Origin of the sequence: Arthrobacter sp. EM1, assembly GCF_029964055.1 — a bacterium.
Classification (GTDB): Bacteria; Actinomycetota; Actinomycetes; order Actinomycetales; family Micrococcaceae; genus Arthrobacter.
This window is the reverse complement of record NZ_CP124836.1, coordinates 3,205,026-3,223,162: the sequence shown is the minus strand read 5'-3', so window position 1 is coordinate 3,223,162 and position 18,137 is coordinate 3,205,026. Positions and strand designations below refer to the sequence as shown.

The 18,137-nt window shown below is 66.3% G+C and carries 14 protein-coding genes; 7 read left to right on the top strand and 7 right to left on the bottom strand.

From position 1 onward, the window contains the following. The first annotated feature begins 59 nt into the window (after positions 1-59). Together QI450_RS14935 and QI450_RS14930 are read left to right on the top strand one after the other, a co-directional pair. Positions 60-1,436, top strand: a complete 1,377-nt coding sequence (locus tag QI450_RS14935) for an MFS transporter (protein ID WP_226775269.1) — start codon at positions 60-62, stop codon at positions 1,434-1,436. 123 nt (positions 1,437-1,559) lie between these two features. After that, a complete protein-coding gene (locus QI450_RS14930; protein WP_226775270.1) occupies positions 1,560-2,222 on the top strand; it encodes a Pr6Pr family membrane protein in 663 nt (220 codons plus the stop codon). Positions 2,223-2,353: 131 nt separating this feature from the next. On the opposite strand, the gene QI450_RS14925 is transcribed toward QI450_RS14930, so the two are convergent. Beyond that, the gene (locus tag QI450_RS14925; RefSeq protein WP_226775271.1) at positions 2,354-3,757 is read right to left on the bottom strand and encodes a GntP family permease; all 1,404 of its coding nucleotides are present in this window, start codon (positions 3,755-3,757) and stop codon (positions 2,354-2,356) included. A gap of 72 nt (positions 3,758-3,829) precedes the next feature. Next, positions 3,830-4,384 carry a gluconokinase gene (locus QI450_RS14920; RefSeq protein ID WP_226775272.1) on the bottom strand — a complete coding sequence of 185 codons (555 nt, stop codon included), beginning with the start codon at positions 4,382-4,384 and terminating at the stop codon, positions 3,830-3,832. Between the two features lie 182 nt (positions 4,385-4,566). Here QI450_RS14920 and QI450_RS14915 point away from each other — a divergent pair, with 182 nt between their 5' ends. Continuing rightward, a complete protein-coding gene (locus QI450_RS14915) occupies positions 4,567-5,334 on the top strand; it encodes an FCD domain-containing protein (RefSeq protein WP_226775273.1) in 768 nt (255 codons plus the stop codon). A gap of 43 nt (positions 5,335-5,377) precedes the next feature. Here QI450_RS14915 and QI450_RS14910 read toward each other — a convergent pair whose 3' ends face one another. Then, the gene (locus tag QI450_RS14910; RefSeq protein ID WP_226775274.1) at positions 5,378-6,787 is read right to left on the bottom strand and encodes an aldehyde dehydrogenase family protein; all 1,410 of its coding nucleotides are present in this window, start codon (positions 6,785-6,787) and stop codon (positions 5,378-5,380) included. 286 nt (positions 6,788-7,073) lie between these two features. Here QI450_RS14910 and QI450_RS14905 point away from each other — a divergent pair, with 286 nt between their 5' ends. Beyond that, positions 7,074-8,543: an APC family permease gene (locus tag QI450_RS14905; protein WP_226775275.1), complete on the top strand. Its 1,470-nt coding sequence runs from the start codon at positions 7,074-7,076 to the stop codon at positions 8,541-8,543. A 129-nt stretch (positions 8,544-8,672) separates the two neighbouring features. Here QI450_RS14905 and QI450_RS14900 read toward each other — a convergent pair whose 3' ends face one another. Together QI450_RS14900 and QI450_RS14895 are read right to left on the bottom strand one after the other, a co-directional pair. Further along, positions 8,673-9,644, bottom strand: a complete 972-nt coding sequence (locus QI450_RS14900; RefSeq protein ID WP_226775276.1) for a helix-turn-helix domain-containing protein — start codon at positions 9,642-9,644, stop codon at positions 8,673-8,675. Between the two features lie 125 nt (positions 9,645-9,769). After that, a complete protein-coding gene (locus QI450_RS14895) occupies positions 9,770-10,360 on the bottom strand; it encodes a TetR/AcrR family transcriptional regulator (protein WP_226775277.1) in 591 nt (196 codons plus the stop codon). Between the two features lie 122 nt (positions 10,361-10,482). Here QI450_RS14895 and QI450_RS14890 point away from each other — a divergent pair, with 122 nt between their 5' ends. Next, a complete protein-coding gene (locus QI450_RS14890; RefSeq protein WP_226775278.1) occupies positions 10,483-12,414 on the top strand; it encodes a primary-amine oxidase in 1,932 nt (643 codons plus the stop codon). Between the two features lie 9 nt (positions 12,415-12,423). Then, the gene (locus QI450_RS14885; protein ID WP_226775279.1) at positions 12,424-12,870 is read left to right on the top strand and encodes a hypothetical protein; all 447 of its coding nucleotides are present in this window, start codon (positions 12,424-12,426) and stop codon (positions 12,868-12,870) included. On the opposite strand, the gene QI450_RS14880 is transcribed toward QI450_RS14885, so the two are convergent. Next, entirely contained in the window at positions 12,860-16,348 is a 3,489-nt protein-coding gene (locus tag QI450_RS14880; RefSeq protein WP_226775280.1) for a DEAD/DEAH box helicase, read from the bottom strand. The two genes, QI450_RS14885 and QI450_RS14880, sit on opposite strands and share 11 nt — an antisense overlap. A gap of 250 nt (positions 16,349-16,598) precedes the next feature. Here QI450_RS14880 and QI450_RS14875 point away from each other — a divergent pair, with 250 nt between their 5' ends. After that, positions 16,599-17,462, top strand: coding sequence for a hypothetical protein (locus tag QI450_RS14875; protein ID WP_226775500.1), 864 nt, complete (start codon positions 16,599-16,601; stop codon positions 17,460-17,462). Positions 17,463-17,509: 47 nt separating this feature from the next. On the opposite strand, the gene QI450_RS14870 is transcribed toward QI450_RS14875, so the two are convergent. Then, a complete protein-coding gene (locus tag QI450_RS14870; protein WP_226775281.1) occupies positions 17,510-18,043 on the bottom strand; it encodes a hypothetical protein in 534 nt (177 codons plus the stop codon). Between the last annotated feature and the right edge of the window lie 94 nt (positions 18,044-18,137).

Here is an 18,137-nt window from a genome sequence, read left to right as displayed (position 1 = left end):
TCCGAACAACGACGTTACGGCCGAGCCTGCCTGCAGGCTCTTCACGAGGGAGAAAATCCGTGGTTACTGAAAACCTGAAACTGACACACGCCGAGGCGGGCGCGCAGGGCACGGCGCTGCATCCTGGGGTGACGCCGGCTGAATTGCGCCGCACCTCGATCTCATCCTGGCTGGGCTCTGCGTTGGAGTACATGGACTTCACGCTTTACACCCTGGCCGCGGCGCTGGTCTTCGGGCCGCTGTTCTTTCCCAATGTCGACCCGGCAATGGCGCTGCTGGCCAGCTTCGCCGCCTACGGCTCCGGGTTCCTCGTCCGGCCGCTGGGCGGAATCTACTTCGGCTATCTCGGGGACAAATACGGCCGCAAGTGGATCTTGGTGATCACTGTCGGGATGATGGGGATCGCCACCCTGGGGATGGGCCTGTTGCCGACCTTCGCCCAGGTGGGCGTTATCGCGCCCATCCTCCTGGTGCTCCTGCGGCTCATCCAGGGCTTCGGTGCCGGCGCTGAACTGTCCGGGGCCTCGCTGCTGCTGGTGGAATCCGCGCCCGCTGGCAAACGCGGTTTCTATGGTGCGGTGGTGGCGTTGGGGACCGCGACCGGTGTGCTTCTGGCCAGCGGACTGTGGCTGTTGCTATCGCAGATGCCGAAGCAGGAATTCCTCGCCTGGGGGTGGCGTATTCCCTTCCTGCTGAGCGTCGTGACCACCCTGGTGGCGCTGTACCTGCGGCGCAGCGTCAGCGAATCTCCGGTCTTCGAGGAGCTCAAGGCGCGGCGTGCTGCGGCGCGCGTCGAGGCCAGGCAGCAAAGCGTCTGGCGTGACGCGGCGGACGCCAAAAAATCATTCCTCGTCTCACTGGGCATCAAGCTCGGTGAGAACGGTTCGGTCTACCTCGTCAAGGGATTCCTGATCGGCTGGACCGTGTCCGTGGTGAAAATGGACGCCAACCTCGTCACGACCGGCGTGACGCTCGGCTCGATCCTGGGCGTCGCCACAGTTCTGCTGACGGGCAAGCTCACCGACCGGTTCGGCCGGCGCCGGGTCTGGCTGTGGCTCTCCGGCTTCCAGTTCGCCTTCACCATCCCTGCGATGCTGCTGATTGAAACCCGGAACCCGCTGCTGGTGGCCCTCGTCTTCGTCATTTTCATCGGCGGTCCGCTGCCCAACATGTACGGCGTGGAATCAACCTGGTTGGTGGAGATGTTCGGGTCCAAGCACCGCTTTACCTTTATGACGACGGTCAAGGAGATCGGCGCGGTGCTTTCCGGCGGCCTGGGGCCCGTCCTGGCCGCCGCCGTCGTCGCGGCGACGGGTCCGGGCTGGGTGCCGATCGCCGCTATCCTGATGAGCTATGCCGCGATCGGCTGGGCGGCCGGGTTCATCGCTCCCGAAACCAGGGACCGGGATCTCAACGCGGAGGCCGACGCCTGCTGACCCGGGGTGGCGGTCCGGGCCGCGAAGGGTGTGGACACGGTACATTCATCCCAATAGGGCAAAGATGAAATGCGAAGGTGCCAGCCGGTCCTGGCCCCTGAACCCCACATGAAGGAAGACACCATGACGATCCCCAACCGCGGACTTGCGATCTTCAGGTACTGGTTCGCTGCCATAGGACTGCTGGCCGTCGCGTTTCAGCTCGCGCATCTGCTCACCAGCGTGCCCGGAGCATCGACGGTGAATTACTTCAGCTACTTCACCATCGAATCAAACGTCATCGCTTTTGTGACCCTGGCAGTAGCAGGCACCTTCGCGTGGCGGGGAGAAAACCCGCGGTGGCTTGATTTGCTGCGGGGCGCGGCGACCATCTACATGACCATCACCGGAATTGTGTACAACCTGCTGCTGAGCAACGTGGACGTTAACACGCCAATCCCCTGGATCAATGTGGTCCTGCACTTTACGATCCCCACGATTATGGTGATCGACTGGCTCGTTGACTTGCCCAAGACCAGAATCCCGTTGCGGACGTCCCTGATCTGGCTTGGGTTTCCGCTCCTCTATCTCGTCTACAGCCTGATCAGGGGCCCGATCGCCGGGTGGTACCCCTATCCGTTCCTCGACCCGCGGATCAGCGGCTATGGAGCTGTGGCCGCAACGTCCCTGGCCATCGCCATCGGCGCCTTTGTTTTCGCGGCGATCGCAGCGCTCTCCACCCGGCTGCACCTGTCCACCAGCGCGCCTGAACCCGCGGTTCGCCAGGGCAGCGAAACCGCCGGCTGACCGCCCGGCACCTTGGGCTGCCGGCCTCTCCTTTGCGCCAGGGACTTTGAACGAACGACGACGGCGGGATATCCCGCCGTCGTCGTTCTGGTTGCGTGTGCCGGGGCCGGCCTGGCCGGCCGCCCGCGCGGCTAGCTGGCGAGGCCGGCGAGGCCAAAGACGGCCGCAGCGATCCCGAAGCCCATCACACCGATGAGTGTTTCCATCACGGTCCAGGTCTTCAGCGTGGTCTTGACGTCCATTCCGAAGAAGCGGCCAACCAGCCAGAAGCCGGAGTCGTTGACGTGGGATACAACCACGGAGCCGGCGGCGACCGCGATCACGAGGGCTGCCAGCTGCATGCCGTTCATGCCGGCGGCGGCAACGGCCGGTGCGATCAGTCCCGCTGTGGTGGTCAGCGCCACCGTGGCGGAGCCTTGAGCGATGCGCAGGATGGCCGCGATGAGGAAGCCGGCGAGGATCAGCGGAATACCAACGTCGCCGAGGACATCAGCGAGAGCCTTGCCGATGCCCGACGTGCGCAGGACACCGCCGAACATACCGCCGGCGCCGGTGATGAGGATAACGGAGCAGACCGGGCCCAGCGCCGACTCGAACAGCTTTTCCAAGGTGCTGCCGTGCAGGCCGCGGCTGCGGCCCAGGACAAAAGCCGCCACGAGGACAGAGATCAGCAGGGCTACCGGGGTTTCACCAAGGGTCCGCAGGACCTGGTACCAAGCCTCGGACTTGGCCGAGGCCGGCAGCACGCCGGCGGAGGAGAGTGTGCTCAGCCCGGTGTTGAGGAAGATCAGGACCAGCGGTAGCAGCAGGACCCCGACGACGGTGCTGAACTTAGGCGGGTTGGCTTCAGCTGCGGCGTCGGCCTGGCCCAGCAGGGTGGGGACAGGCAGGACCAGGCGCTTACCGGTCCACAGGCCGAACAGATATGCCGTGACGTACCAGGTGGGGATGGCAGCGATCAGGCCGACAATAAGGACCAGGCCGATGTTGGCATCGAAGAACGTTGCGGCTGCGACCGGACCCGGGTGCGGGGGCAGGAAGATGTGGGTCACCGAGAAGGCGCCGGCTGCGGGAAGCCCGTAGCGCAGTACGCCGCCGCCGAGACGGTGCGCGACAGCGAAGACCACCGGGAGCATCACAACGAGGCCGGCGTCGAAGAAGATTGGGAAACCGAAGATCAGCGAGGCGAGGCCCAGGGCGAAAGGCGCACGCTTTTCGCCGAACAGGTTGATGAGGTGGTCAGCCAGGGCCTTGGCCCCGCCGCTGGTCTCCACAATGCGGCCTAGCATCGCACCGAGGCCGACCAGCAGCGCGACCGCGCCAAGTGTTGTGCCGAAACCGCTGACCAGGACGGTCACGACCTTGTCCGCCGGAATTCCGGTGGCGAACGCGGTGGCCAGGCTGATCAGGATCAGGGCAAGCAGCGCATGGACGCGCAGCTTGATGATGAGGAACAGCAGCACGGCGATGGCCGCGGCGGCGATCAGCAGCAGGGGACCTGCGCCGAGGGTTTGAGTCCATCCTTCGATGGTCATGGTTCTCCTTTGAAGCAACGGGGCAATAGGGGTAAAAAGGGGTGAAAAGGCCGGAAGGAATTAGGGGAAGAGTCAGGCCCTGGGGGACAGGCCGGTGCCGGGTCCGCCGGAGAGCCCCAGCGACGCCTTGATCTCGGCGATCAGCTGTTCGGGGGTCCGGGTGATTTCCAGGCGCAGGCTTCCCCCGGCGAGCTCGGCGGGGGTTAGCGGTTCCAGCGTGGCCAACTGGCTGGGCAGCAGGGTGACGGGCATAAAGTGGCCTGCGCGGCCCTGCATACGTTCCGCCAGCAGCCCGGGTTCGCCGTCCAAATGCAGGAAGACAACCCTGCCTTCCGCTCCGGAGAGCAACTCGCGATAGTCGGTTTTGAGGGCAGAGCACGTCAGGACCGTGCACTGCCCGGCGCGGGCCTGGGAGGTCATCCAGTCCCGGATGGCGTTCAGCCAGGGCCAGCGGTCGCTGTCTTCCAGCGGGGTGCCGCTGTTCATCTTGCTGATGTTGGCTTGCGGATGGAATTCGTCGGCCTCGGCCATGGCCCAGCCCAGATCTCGGGACAGCGCCTCGGCAACCGTGGACTTTCCGGCACCTGCAACCCCCATCACCACCAGGTGAATGGCAGAAAACGTCATTGTTTACCTCCGTAGACGATGTCCGAAGACGCGGACAAACCAAGGGCCATCGCTACGGCCCGATCAAAAAGGTAGCACCTTTGATGGGTCAATCGTACTATCTTTACGTTAGAAAAGTCACACCTTTGGCTGAGCGGGCACTATGCTGGGAGGCAGCCCTTGCGGGCAGAGGGAGGCTCGACATGTCGACGGCGACACCAGACCAGGAGCGCGGCGAGGAGAACGGCGGCGACGGCGAACACGGCGACGCCGCTGACCGGGGTGAACCCGTTCGTGCCCTGCACCTGCGGGTCCTGGACGAATTGGGCGAGGGAATTGTCTCGGGCACCTTCGCACCCGGACAACGGCTGACACTGGAGGGCATCCAGCAGCAGTACGGCATCTCCCGGACCCTGGCCCGCGACACCACGCGGGTGCTTGAATCGATGAATCTGGTCTATTCCCGGCGCCGCGTAGGCATCGTGGTGCAGGATTCCGCGCACTGGAACGTTTTTGACCCGAAGCTGGTGCGTTGGCGGTTGGCCTCAGGGCGACGGACTGAACAGTACGCCAGCCTCACTGAACTCCGCATCGCCGTCGAGCCAATCGCCGCGGCCGGTGCGGCCCGCCGGGCGGGCTCCGCCGAACGCCGTCGGCTCGTTACGCTGGCGGCGGAGCTGCGCCGGCTCGGAGAGGCAGGCGATCTGGAAGGATTCCTGACCGCCGACATCGCCTTTCACCAGTTGCTCCTGCACAGCAGCGGCAACGAGATGTTCCAGGCCCTGGACGGGATGGTGGCCGAGGTTCTCTCCAGCCGCACCCGGCAGAGGCTGATGCCCTTCCACCCGCGGCAAGAAGCGCTGCAGGCGCACGAGGATGTCGCCGCCGCGGTCGCAGCGGGGGACGCAGGCGCGGCCGAGTCCGCCATGCACCGAATTCTCGAGGAGGTCCGGACCGCGATGGGCCTCTGACCGGCCCGCCCCGGCCGACCGGTTTCCGGCTGTTGAAAAATGGTCAGCCGTTGATGACCTGCGGTACTCCGAGGGCTTTGAGGCCTTCGACGCCGAATTCCAGGCCGTAGCCGGACTGCTTGGCACCGCCGAAGGGGACCCTCGGGTCAACCGCGCCGTGCTTGTTGATCCAGACGGTGCCGGCCTCGAGCCGGGCCGCGACCTTGCGGGCTTCCGCCGGATCGGCGGACCAGACCGAGGCGCCGAGTCCAACGTCGAGGGCGTTGGCCATGGTGACGGCCTCGTCCACCGTGCTGTAGCGGATGATGGGCAGCGCGGGACCGAACTGTTCCTCGGCCACCAGGGCATTGTTGTTGTCGATGTCCGCAACCAGGGTGGCGGGGTAGAAGTAGCCGGGCTGGTCTGTGTCCGGGTCCCCGCCCAGCAGGAGCTTGGCCCCCGAGTCGCGGGCGGCATCAACCAGCCGGGCCACGATGTCGAACTGCTGCTTGTTCTGCAGCGGGCCAAGCACATTGCCCTCGTCGAGGCCGTTTCCCATCGGCATGGCGGCTGCGACGGCGGTAAGTTCCTCGCAGACGGCATCGTAGATGTCGCTGTGGACGTAGAGGCGCTTCAGGGCCGCGCACGTCTGGCCGGTGTTGATGAAGGCGCCCCAAAAGAGGCCTTCGGCGATGGCCTTGGGGTCGGCGTCGGGCAGGACGATTCCGGCGTCGTTGCCGCCGAGCTCGAGGGTGAGGCGTTTGACCGTGTCTGCGGAGGACCTGATGATGGCCTTGCCCGTGGCGGTGGAGCCGGTAAACATCACCTTGCCGATCGCGGGGTGTTCGGCCAGCCGTGCGCCGACGTCGCGGCCGCCGGAGACCACGGTGAGGAGGCCTTCGGGCAGCTCCTCGTTGAGGACCTTCGCCAGGGCCAGGACGGACAACGGGGTGTATTCGGAAGGTTTGACCACCACGGCGTTGCCCATCCGGAGGGCCGGTGCGATCTGCCAGACGGTGATCATCATGGGCCAGTTCCAGGGCCCGATCGCCCCGACGACGCCGATGGGCCGGTAGTGCAGTTCGGCGCGGGTTTCGCCGTCGTCCACCACGGTCTCCGGCTCCATCGCGGTGCCGGCAGCCGTGCGGAGCCACGCTGCGCAGGCGCCGACCTCGAACCGCGCGTTGGGGCCGTTCAGGGGTTTGCCCTGCTCGCGGGAGAGCAGGTGGGCGAGTTCTTCGGCAGAGCGTTCGACGGCGTCGGCGGCCCGCAACAGTGCGGCGCTCCGCGCGTCATGGCCCAATGCCGCCCACGCGGGCTGCGCGGCGCCGGCAGCGGCAACGGCCCGCTCCAGGTCCGCCAAGGTGTGCACCGGCGCTTCGCCGACGACGGCGCCGGTGGCGGGGTCAAGGATGGTCCGGGTGTCGCCGGTGTCCGGGGTGATCGAGGCCAGGAGGGCGTCGTAAGTTTCCATGGGGTGTACTCCACATCGAGTAGTTGGCCGTGCTGTCATCTCCGAGTGTCCTCCGGTGCGGGGCGCGCAGTCTTGTCTTTGCGCGAACTGCAGTTGACCCACTGCGAAGGATCGCGGCGGCCCTGGATGCCGTTGCGCTGAGGGACAACAAACGATCGCTGATCGACAAAAGGGTGATGGGCGTCACCTGCAATGCTGGATTGCATGGTGCCAGACACCCCTCCTTTCTCACACCGCCTTTCTCGCACCGCCAATCCCCAGACTCATGACCGTTAAGAAGGATCCGATGAGTATTTCAAAATCCGAGTCCCGGACCGCGGAAGCCACTCCCCGCGCCGAGCACTCCACAGCACTGCGCGCCGGCAGCGTCGGCGTGATGGGCATTCTCTTTTTTGTCTTATCCGCCCAGGCGCCGCTGACCGGAATCGTCGGGGCGTCGCCGCTGGCCGCGGCCCTCGGCAACGGCCCTGGAGCGCCCGGGGCGTACCTGGTGGTGGGCATTGTCATCGTGATCTTCGCCGTCGGGTTCGTTGCGATGAGCCGCAAAATCCAGGCCAACGGCGCCTTCTACGCCTATGTCACGGCCGCCTTTGGACGCAAAACAGGGGCGGGAGCCGCGTGGCTCGCCCTCCTTGCCTACAGCACCGTCCAGGCCGCGATGTACGGGCTGTACGGCGCCGCGTTTGCCGGACTCCTCGGGTCCGCCGGCTTCGTGGTTCCCTGGTGGCTGCTGGCCGTGGTCACCATGGCGGGCGTACAGGTGCTGGGATCCCTCAACATCGAACTGGGGGCGCGGGTACTGGCGGTGCTGGTGGGCCTGGAGGTCGCCATCCTGATCATGTTCGGCTTCACCGTGCTGTTGCGCGGCGGCGGCCCCGAAGGAATCAGCCTGGCGGCTTCCTTTTCTCCTGCGGCGATCGCGACGGGCGCCCCGGGCGTGGCCATTATGTTCGCTGTAGCCTCCATGTTCGGCTTCGAATCGACTGCCATCTACTCAGCCGAAGCCAAGGACGCCCAGCGCACGGTGGCCCGGGCCACGTACCTTTCGGTAGTGGTTATCTCGGTGTTCTTCTCCTTCATCTCGTGGATGCTGGTCAGCTACTATGGCCCCTCGCATGTCATTGATGCGGCGGGGGCGGCCCTCGAATCGGGTGACTCCACCTCCTTCGTGCTGACACCGATGGTGGAACTCTTCGGGCCGTGGGCCGGGATCGCCACCGGTATCCTGCTCGTGACTTCCCTGCTGGCCGGCATTATCGCCTTCCATAACGGCATCAACCGCTACCTCCATTCACTGGCGCTGCGCGGGTCGATGCCGGGCACTGTCGCCCGCACCAACCGGCACCGGGCACCCGCCACCGCAGCGCGAATCCAGACCGTGATCGCGTTCCTGCTGGTGGCACCGTTCGCAGTACTTTCCCTGGACCCTGTGCTGACCCTCTTTTCCTGGTTCAGCGGGCTGGCCGTGGCGGCGCTCCTGGTCCTGTATATCCTCTGCTCCCTTGCCGTCGTCGCGTATTTCCGGCGCGAAAGGGTGGCCGGCCAGGTCTGGCAGACCAAAGTGGCGCCGACACTCGCCACCCTGCTACTTGGCTGGGTTCTGGCCCTTGTTGCCAGCAACTTCACGGCACTCATCGGCGGCAGCGCCGAAACGGCCATGGGCCTGCTTGCCGCCGTTCCCTTGGTCTTCGTTGCCGGTGTGCTGGTGGAGGTCGGGGTGGAGCGCAGGGCCGCGCGGGAGGAGGCCCCCGCATAGCCGCGGGCTTCGATCGCCGCATGGGCGGTTCCGGGCAGCGCCGGGACCGCCCCTTCGGGTGCCAGTGCTGGTGCCGGGTGCGGGTGCTGCACAAGCGCCGGGGGCCGCCGCCTGCCGGGGGTGGCAGCTCTAGGCGCCGCGCCGCCAGTCGCTGGGGGATTCGCCGAAGGCATCACGGAACGAGCGGCTGAAATGGGCCGCGTCCAGGAATCCCCAGCGCGCGGCCACGGCTCCGACGGGCATGCCGGCCAGGAGCGGATCCCGCAGTTCGCGGCGCGCCCCTTCCAGCCGCTGGCTCCGGATCCAGCTCGCCACTGTGGTTCCGGATTCGTGGAAAACGTTGTGCAGGTGCCGGGTGGAGATGAAATGGGCTGCCGCGATGGACGCGGGCGAGAGCAGCGGATCGGCCAGTCGGGCGTCGATGTACTCGCGGACGGATGCCGCCAGGAGGGCCTGCGGCCGCATCCGGTCAGCGGACATGTCCAGCTCCGAATGCAGCATCGTGGACACAAGATCGAGGGCATTCGTGGCAAGGCGGGACCCGCTGGGGCCGCTCAGGGCATCGAGGTTCTCGGCAAGGTGGGCGATGAACGGCCCGACGATTGCGGCGAGGCCTGAGCCGGCGGCCATCCGCACGGCCGAAAGCTGCGCGATGCAGTCCGGCGGCAGGGACAGTGCGTCCCAGGGGAACATCACCACCATAAGGCGGGCGTCGCCCTCGAAGGCCAGCGTGTAGGGGCGGCTGGTGTCATAGATAGAGAGGTCGCCCGGCTGGAGGACAGCCTCGCGGTTGTCCTGGATAAGGAGCCCGGTGCCCTGCAGCTGCAGATTGAGTTTAAAATAGCGCTGCTGGGACTGGGCAATCAGCGCCGGCGTCCGGTGCACCTCATGGCTCGTCGAGGCGACCTCGACGACCGCCACGCGGTCCAGCCTTCGGGCCCGCATGCGGCCGCGGAAGTTGTCCGCGTCCCTGCTTGAGGCGGCCAACGGAACGAAGGACTCCGCGACGAGGTGCCGCCAGTGATCGAAGGAGGCCGCTGTGCTGGTGCGCAGGTCCTGTCCGGCGGGACTGAAGGAGGGGCGGGCTGCAACTGCGCTCATAAAGGATCCTGACGCCGTCGTACTGCGGAAAATGTGTCATGGGACACAGTCCTTTTAGGGTAACGCCGGAATCGACCGGTGTCATCTATTTTCGACAACGGGCGAATAAAAAAGGTTCCGCGGAACTAGTGGCCCAGCAGGATCAGGAATCCGTCCAACTGCTCGTTCAGCCCAAGCTCCACCTGGCCCTCCGGGGCGAGCGCCGCCGCGATCTGCGCGCCAAGCAGGAGATTGAGCAGCTGTCCGGCGAGGGCCGCGTCGGTGACGGCGGTGGTGACTGTGCCGGCTAGCCGCGCCTCGGCGAGGTACTGCCGCATCGCGGCAAGCCACAGCTGCATCGAGTCCCGGTGGATGGCGGCCTTGTCGGGATCGTTTATGGCCTTTTGCCAGAACGGAATAACAATTCGGGCCTCGTTGATCCGCTCCTCATCCAGGGGCAGCACTTCGACGCAGAATGCCCTGAGGGCCGCGAGCCCCGCCTGCCCTGCCGTGACTCCGGCGATCCGCTCGTTGGTGCGGTTGAAGACATGCCCAAACGCGAAGGTCAGCAGGTCATCCTTCGTGGGGAAGTACGGCTTGAGGGCACCGTTCGCAAAGCCGGCTTCGAGCGCGATCTCGCGCATGGTGGCACTTTCGATTCCGAGCCGGGCGATGATCCGCCACGTGGCATCAACGAGTTCAAGCCGCCGCTGGTTGTGGTCGACAATCTTTGGCACCGGACAGCTCCCCAACACATTTCACGACGGACTCTTGTGGCACAGCTTACATTTCCGTATTCTCTACAACTATAGAAAATAAAGTTCTGACCCGCCAGGGTCCCCGGACAAAGGCCGCCACCATGACCGCACAAACTGACACCCGCACCTCGTTTAGTCCATCCAGTCCGTACAGTCTGGCCGCGAGTGCCGAAATCACGGCAGTCCAAGGCGTCCTGCGCGCAGCGGGGCTGCTGGGCGAGACAAAACGAATCGCGTACCTGGGCCTGCTGGATCCCGCCAGGGGCTCGGCGGCGGAAACCGGGGACCGCCGGTTCCGGGTCTTTCTGCACGACGTATCGGGAGGACGTCCGGCCGACGTGACGGTCTCGGTGTCCAGCGGCGCGGTGATTTCCGTCGTCGAGCTGGACACGGCGGTGGCCGGTGAACTCCCTGTCCTGGAAGAAGAGTTCGAGGTCGTCGAGGAGCTTCTGGCCACGGATGAGCGGTGGCTTGAGGCGCTCGCAGCGCGCGGGCTCGACGTCGGAAAGGTGCGGGTCGCGCCCCTATCCGCCGGTGTCTTCGAGTATCCGGAGGAAAAGGGCCGCCGCATCCTGCGCGGGCTGGCTTTCGTGCAGGATTTCCCCGAGGACAGCGCCTGGGCGCACCCCGTGGACGGCCTCGTGGCGTACGTCGATGTGGTCAGCAAGGAAGTCACCCAGGTCCTGGACACCGGTATCGTCCCGATTCCCGCAGAGCACGGCAACTACACGGACCCGGAGCTCACCGGTCCGCTCCGCAGCACGCAGAAACCCATCAACATCACCCAGCCGGACGGACCCAGCTTCACCGTCACCGGCGGCAACCACATCGAGTGGGAAAAGTGGAGCCTCGACGTCGGCTTCGATGTTCGTGAAGGCGTGGTGCTGCATAACCTTGCGTTCCAGGACGGCGAACGCCTGCGCCCAGTCATCAACCGGGCGTCGATCGCCGAAATGGTGGTCCCGTACGGGGACCCGTCGCCGATCCGGTCCTGGCAGAACTACTTCGACACCGGCGAATACCTGGTCGGCCAGTACGCCAACTCCCTGGAACTGGGGTGCGACTGCCTCGGCGAGATCACCTACCTCAGCCCCGTCATCAGCGACGCCTTCGGCAACCCCCGCGAAATCCGCAACGGCATCTGCATGCACGAGGAAGACTGGGGGATCCTGGCCAAGCACAGCGACCTCTGGACGGGCATCAACTACACCCGCCGCAACCGCCGCCTGGTCATTTCGTTCTTCACGACCATCGGCAACTACGACTACGGCTTCTACTGGTACCTCTACCTCGACGGCACCGTCGAGTTCGAGGCCAAGGCCACCGGCGTCGTCTTCACCTCCGCCTACCCGGCAGGCGGCTCGGCCAACATCTCCCAGCTCGCCCCGGGGCTGGGCGCCCCCTATCACCAGCACCTGTTCAGCGCCCGCCTGGACATGGCAATCGATGGCTTCACCAACCGGGTGGAAGAAGAGGACATCGTCCGGCAGGCGATTGGCGAAGGCAACGAACGCGGCAACGCCTTCTCCCGGAAGCGCACGCTCATCGCCCGTGAATCCGACGGCGCGCGCGAGGCCGATGCCCGCAACGGCCGGACCTGGGTCATCTCCAACCCGCAGTCACGGAACCGCCTCGGCGAACCGGTGGCGTACAAGCTCCACGCCGAAGGCCAGCCCACCCTGCTGGCGGACCCGGCGTCCTCGATTGCCCGGCGCGCCGCTTTCGCCACGAAGGATCTGTGGGTTACCCGGTTCGCCGAGGACGAGCGCTACCCCACGGGAGATTTCGTGAACCAGCACGGCGGGGGAGCGGGGCTGCCGCAGTACACAGCGCAGGACCGGGACCTGGACGGCCAGGACATCGTCATCTGGCACACCTTCGGCCTGACCCACTTCCCGCGGCCCGAGGACTGGCCCATCATGCCCGTGGACACGGCCGGTTTTAGGTTGCGGCCCGAGGGCTTCTTCGACCGCAGCCCCGTGCTGGATGTGCCCGCAAGTGCACAGCCGGCCGGCGGCCACTGCCACAGCTAGACGGTGGTCATGGCAGTGGCGGGGGGAATGGCCGGCATCGCCGGTGTGGTCCTGCACGCCAGGATCTGCGCCGCCGTGACGGCGGGGTCGTGCCTCGCGCACCTGTGGCTTGTTGCCGGGAACCAGCATGGGACTGCGCTGAACGTGCTGATGCTGGCCATGGTGGCGGTGTGCCTGCCGTGCGCCGTGCACATCTGGCGGCAGGGCCCGGCCCGGCCGCTGCGGCAGGTGATGGCCTCGGCGCTGGCGATGACCGGGGTGCATGCGGTCCTGCTTCTCGGCGCGGTGCCCGGGACCGGGGGCGCCAGCCATAGCCACCATGCCGCTGCTGTGGCCGAAGCGCCGCCGTCGGGTGCCGGGGCGCTGCTGGCAGTCATTGCCCTGGAGCTGACGACGGCGCTGCTCGCCGCGACGCTACTGGCACGGCTCCGGCGACGCCCGTGGCTTAGTCGGTGAACAGCCCGGCCAGGTCTTCGGCCGTGAGCGCCCCGCCGGTCAGCGCGTCGCCCTCCATCACGTCGGCGAACAGCTGGGACTTCCTGGCCTTGAGCGCCATAACCTTCTCCTCGATCGTGTCTTTCGCCACCAGCCGGTAGACCATAACGTTGCGGGCCTGCCCGATCCGGTGGGTCCGGTCCACGGCCTGGGCTTCCGACGCCGGGTTCCACCACGGGTCCAGCAGGAACACGTAGTCAGCCTCCGTCAGGTTCAGGCCGAAACCGCCGGCCTTGAGGCTGATCAGGAACACCGGCGCGGCGCCGTTCTTGAATTCATTAACGACGTCGGTGCGGTTACGGGTGCTGCCGTCGAGGTAGCAGAACTCGATCTTCTCCTCGACAAGCCGCTCCCGGACCTTGCCGAGGAACCCGGTGAACTGGCTGAAGATAAGGGCCCGGTGCCCTTCCGCCACAAGGTCGTCGAGCTGCTCGAAAAGCACATCGAGCTTGCTGGACCGGACCCCGGAGAGCGAGGGATCGATCAGCGAGGGGTCCAGGCTGAGCTGCCGCAGCAGGGTCAGGGACTGGAAGATGGTGAAGCGGTTCTTGTTGACGTCCTCGATCAGGCCCAGGATCTTCTGGCGTTCGCGCTGCAGGTGTGTCTGGTAGACCTTCTGGTGCCGCGGGTTCAGTACAACCTCGAGGATCTGCTCCTGCTTGGGCGGCAGGTCGTGGATGACTTGTTCCTTGGTGCGCCGCATCATCAGCGGACGGACCCGACGCCGGAGCTTATCCAGCTGCGCCTTGTCCCCGTTCTTTTCGACCGGTTTCTGGTAGTACTCGGCGAACCGCTTCGGGCTGGAGAAGAGCCCCGGTGCGACGATCGAGGTGAGGGCCCAGAACTCCATCAGGTTGTTCTCCAGCGGTGTGCCGGTGATGGCGAGTTTGAACACCGCGGGGAGTTTCCGGGCGCACTGGTAGGCCTTGGACTGGTGGTTCTTGACGAACTGGGCCTCGTCCAGGACCAGCCCGGCCCACTCCTTTGAGGCATAGGCCTCGTAGTCGATCCGGAACAAAGCGTAGGAGGTGATGATGATATCCGCTCCGGCCATCGCCTCGGCTGGACTGGAGCCGCTCTTGGCGAACGTTTCGCTGATGGCGCGCACTGTCAGGCCCGGGGCGAACCGGGCGGTCTCGGCCTGCCAGTTGCCCACGACGCTTGTCGGGGCAACAACGAGGAAGGGCGCAGCGCCGGGGGGCGCGCCGGCAGCCACGGCGGCTGCGCCGCCGTCGAGTGCTTCGGCAGGGACCCCTGCCGCGACCTTGGCGGCGCAGATCAGTGCCAGCGCCTGCACCGTCTTGCCGAGGCCCATGTCATCGGCCAGCACGCCGCCGAGTCCGTGCCGGTAGAGGAAACTGAGCCAGTTGAACCCTTCCAGCTGGTAGGGGCGCAGCTCGGCGTTGAGCGTTGCCGGCAGCGGCAGTCCCTTTACGCCGCCTTCCAGCAGTCCGCCCACAGCCTCACGCCAGGCCGCTGCCTGCTCGTCCACGATGCCGAGCTGCGCCAGTTCGTCCCAGAGCCCGGCCTGGAAGCGGCTGATCTGCAGCGGGGCGTCCTTGTTGTCCTGCAGCGAACGGGCCTCATCAATGAGGGCCCGGAGCTGGTGCAGCTCAGGCAGGTCCAGTGAGAAGTAGGCGCCGCTGGGCAGCAGCATGCGTGTCTGGCCCGCGGCGAGGGCGGAGAACATCGCCGCGAAGGAGACCGGCTGGCCTTCCAGGGTGATCACGATGCCAAGATCGAACCAGTCCCGGCTGTCGGTGGCCTTGGTCGAAATCGCCACCACCGGCGCCTCTTCGGCTTCCCGGTAGTCGGCGATCTCACCGGCAGTGTCCACCGAGACGCCGGGGACGTCGCGGAGCAAGGGGAGCAGCTCTTCGGTGAAGGCCAGGGTGTCGAGGCCGCTGAGTTCCGCCGAAGCTGCCAGCCGGGGTGTTCCCCACCCGCCCGTGGCCGACTCGCCGAGGGCCGGCACCACATCCCACGGCTGTCCGACGGCTTCCAGGATGCGGGCCTCGGCGGGGTCGTCCCGGTAGCCGTGATCGCCGGGGTGACGCCACAGCGGCTGGGCCGTAACGAGCTTGCCGGACTTGTAGTGCCATTCCCAGTGCAGCCGGACCCGGTGGTCGGCGCCGTAGTTGGCCAACAGCGACAGGGTGGGAAGGGCCAGTTGGGGGAGCTCCACTGACTCGTCGGAAGCCGTGACCCGGGCGCTTTGTTTGAGCTTGGGATAAAAACCGGTCAGGAAGCGGCTCTCATCCCGGGCTGGAATGTGCAGCGTGGTGCCGGCCGTGACGAAAGTCAGCAGCTCCTCGCTGAGGCCGCCTTCCAGCGGTGCGAGCGTGATGATGGTGTCAGTGGTCGCGGCACCGGGCAGTGCGTCCGGCCCGGAGGTGAGGAAGATTCCGTGCGCCGGGCGTCCGATGGTCCCGACGGTTGCCGGATCGACCACCTCATCCTCCACGGTGATGGTGGGGGCGAGCGAGAGCCCACCGCCTTCGCCGGCCGGTGCCGGCGCCGCGGGTCCGCCGCCGCCGCCGCCGTCGGCCTCGGCCGGGACCGGCCCAGGGCCGAACCGGGTCAGGTTGAGCCCGACGGCGGCGGGCTGCTCCACGAGCCGCACCGGCTCCTGGCCGCGGCTGTGCACCAGCGCGACACCGATCTTCCGGGCCCGGGTGAGCAGGCTCCACAGGTTCTTGCCGGCGTAGGTGTTCAGGCCCAGCCACAGCCCGGTTCCACCATGCTGGCGGTTGGCCTGGGCGGTGTGGGCGGCAAGGAACTCCTGCATCCACTCCACGTGGGCCTCGTTGCATTCGCGCCGGTAGCTCAAGTAGCTCAGGGTGTTCCAGGAGACGTCGCCGCGGATCCACTTCCCCTTCGCGCCCATGATCACGGGGCGGGCTTTGAGCTGGCGCACGCTGCGCAGCGGATCCCGGCGTCCGGTGTAGGAGAAGTGCGGGGCCGGTTCCTCGATCTCGAACTGGAGCGCGAGCGGAATTCCGTTGGTGGACTGGGTGATTCCCGGCTGCGAGATCAGCGGGCTCAGCGCCTGTTCCCAGTCCGGGACCTCGAGCACTGGTGCCTGCCGGGACAGCCGGCTGCCGTCGACGGGGGTCAACAGCTGGACCCGGATCGCCGGGTTGTCCTCGGCCGTGAACAGCAGCGCGGCCACATGCTTGCAGTCCTTACGGACCGGGCAGCTGCACACACCCACGGTGCAGCTCCAGCCGCCCGCCTTCCGGACCAGTTTCGCCGTCGTCGAATAGGGCACATCGGATCCGCCGCGGACCTTGCCGAGCATCAGGCCGGTGGCGGCATCGAAGGAAATACCGGAAACACGGCTCCCCATGGCGTAGGCAAGCCCGGCCGCAAGGGAGCGGTCGTTGATCGCGGGGGTCTGTATTGCCAGGGCCGCACTCTCGTCCGGATGGGATGGCATGTGCGTACTACTTTCAGCAGTTGGTCATCTGATCCATCTTAGCGAGCCTGGCAGGACTCCCCGGACTGCGGCGTCCGGCCAGGTGGATAACCGGCCGGACGCGCACTCGGTTCGGGACACCCAAACTTCGCCGGACGTTCAGCTTCGGCTCAACCGCGCTGCCGGTGGTGCCGCGTACCGTAAAGGGGAACGGAGCGCCACCCGCCTTCAGCAGTGAGGATTTCCCATGAGCAACGGCTTTTCCACCACCATGCCCGCCACCGGTTACGCGACGGTCCTGCCGAAGGCGATCATCAGCGGCAGCGACGCGGACGTCGTTGACGCGAACGTCGAGGTGGTCAACGCCATGTACGCGGAGTTGCTCGATGTCGAGGAAATTGCACCGAACGCACTGCGCAGCTACTACGTCGACTTCTATCTGACGCAGTCGCTGGGCGGCGGGTTCGCCCAGTACGTGTTTACCGCGCCCGAACGCACGGACATTGACGACTACGTCCGGGCCGGGCTGGAAGCCATGGGGGCCGCCGCGCACCTGGACCTCTTTAACCGCACCGCAGCGGCCTTTGACTCCCTCACCGAGGAGGAAAGCGATGCCTACCTTGACGGGGATGCGGATCTGGACGGCGGCACGGACGGTGTTGTACCGGACGGTGTTGTACCGGACGCCGTCCGGGTCCTGGAAGAGCTCGACGGCGACTTCGAAACCCTGCTGGAGACCGAAGACATCATCGCGCTCAACGCCGCCTGGCTTCGCGGCCAGACAGACCTTCTGCTTCTGGCGGATGAAGAACTGGACCAGCACATCGCCGAGCGCGTGTCCCGGGTCCCGAACCTGGCGGAGCGCCAGGCCGAGGCCGCCGAGGACGAACTGCTGGATGCGCCGGAATTCGAGGTAATCATCCGCGAGCTCTGCAAGGTGGCCGGGCATACCCTGCTGAAGATCACCATGGGCGACCCCAATTACGACCACGACGGCCAGACCACCCTGGCATGGCATTTCACCACCGACCAGGGTGAATTCCTGATGCTCGACGATGACCAGGAAGCGGTTATGATCCACCCCGAGACGAAGGAAATTCTGGCTGCCGTTGAGTTCGAAGCCACAGACGACTAAGCCGGAAAGTCCGGCGCCGCGGCCGGCAGTTAACTGCTGTCCGGCAGTTATTGCCCCGCCGTGCCGGTGATCATGTCACCGGAAGGCGCCACGAGGTACCAGACGCTGCCCACCCCCTGCCCCCGGATGTCCCCGGCGGCCAGATCCTTGGCGTAGTAATACACCGGCATCCCGTTGATGGTCAGTTGTTTTTTGCCCTCCGGGGTGGCGATGGTCCCCACGGTGCCGGCAACGCCGTCAACCGCGGGGGCGTCAGCGGTTGCCAGGACCGGCGGCCACGCGGCAATGCAGCCGCCCGTGCAGGTGCTGGTCCCAGAGTCTTTGGCGTCCTTGGTGTAGTAGTAGACGCTGCGGCCCTTGCCGTCAACGACTATCCTGCCCGCGGTGGAATCCGTGACCTTGAGGTCCGGGGTGGACTCCGCCGGTGCTGGGGCGGAAACCGGTACCGGGCTCGCTGCGGAGCCGCCGGACGGCGTAGTGGCGGCCGAGGGCGACGTGGGCGTGGCAGTGCTGCCGGCGCAGCCCGAGAGTAGTGCTGCCAGGGCAAAAGCGGACAGGCCAACGCTGTAGTGCTTTTTCATCTGCTGCTCCTTGACTCAAACCGGCCAACTTGCCAGGCCGGAGCTACCCGTTACGACGGCGCCGGGGGCAGAATGGTTCACAGTAATCCCTGGG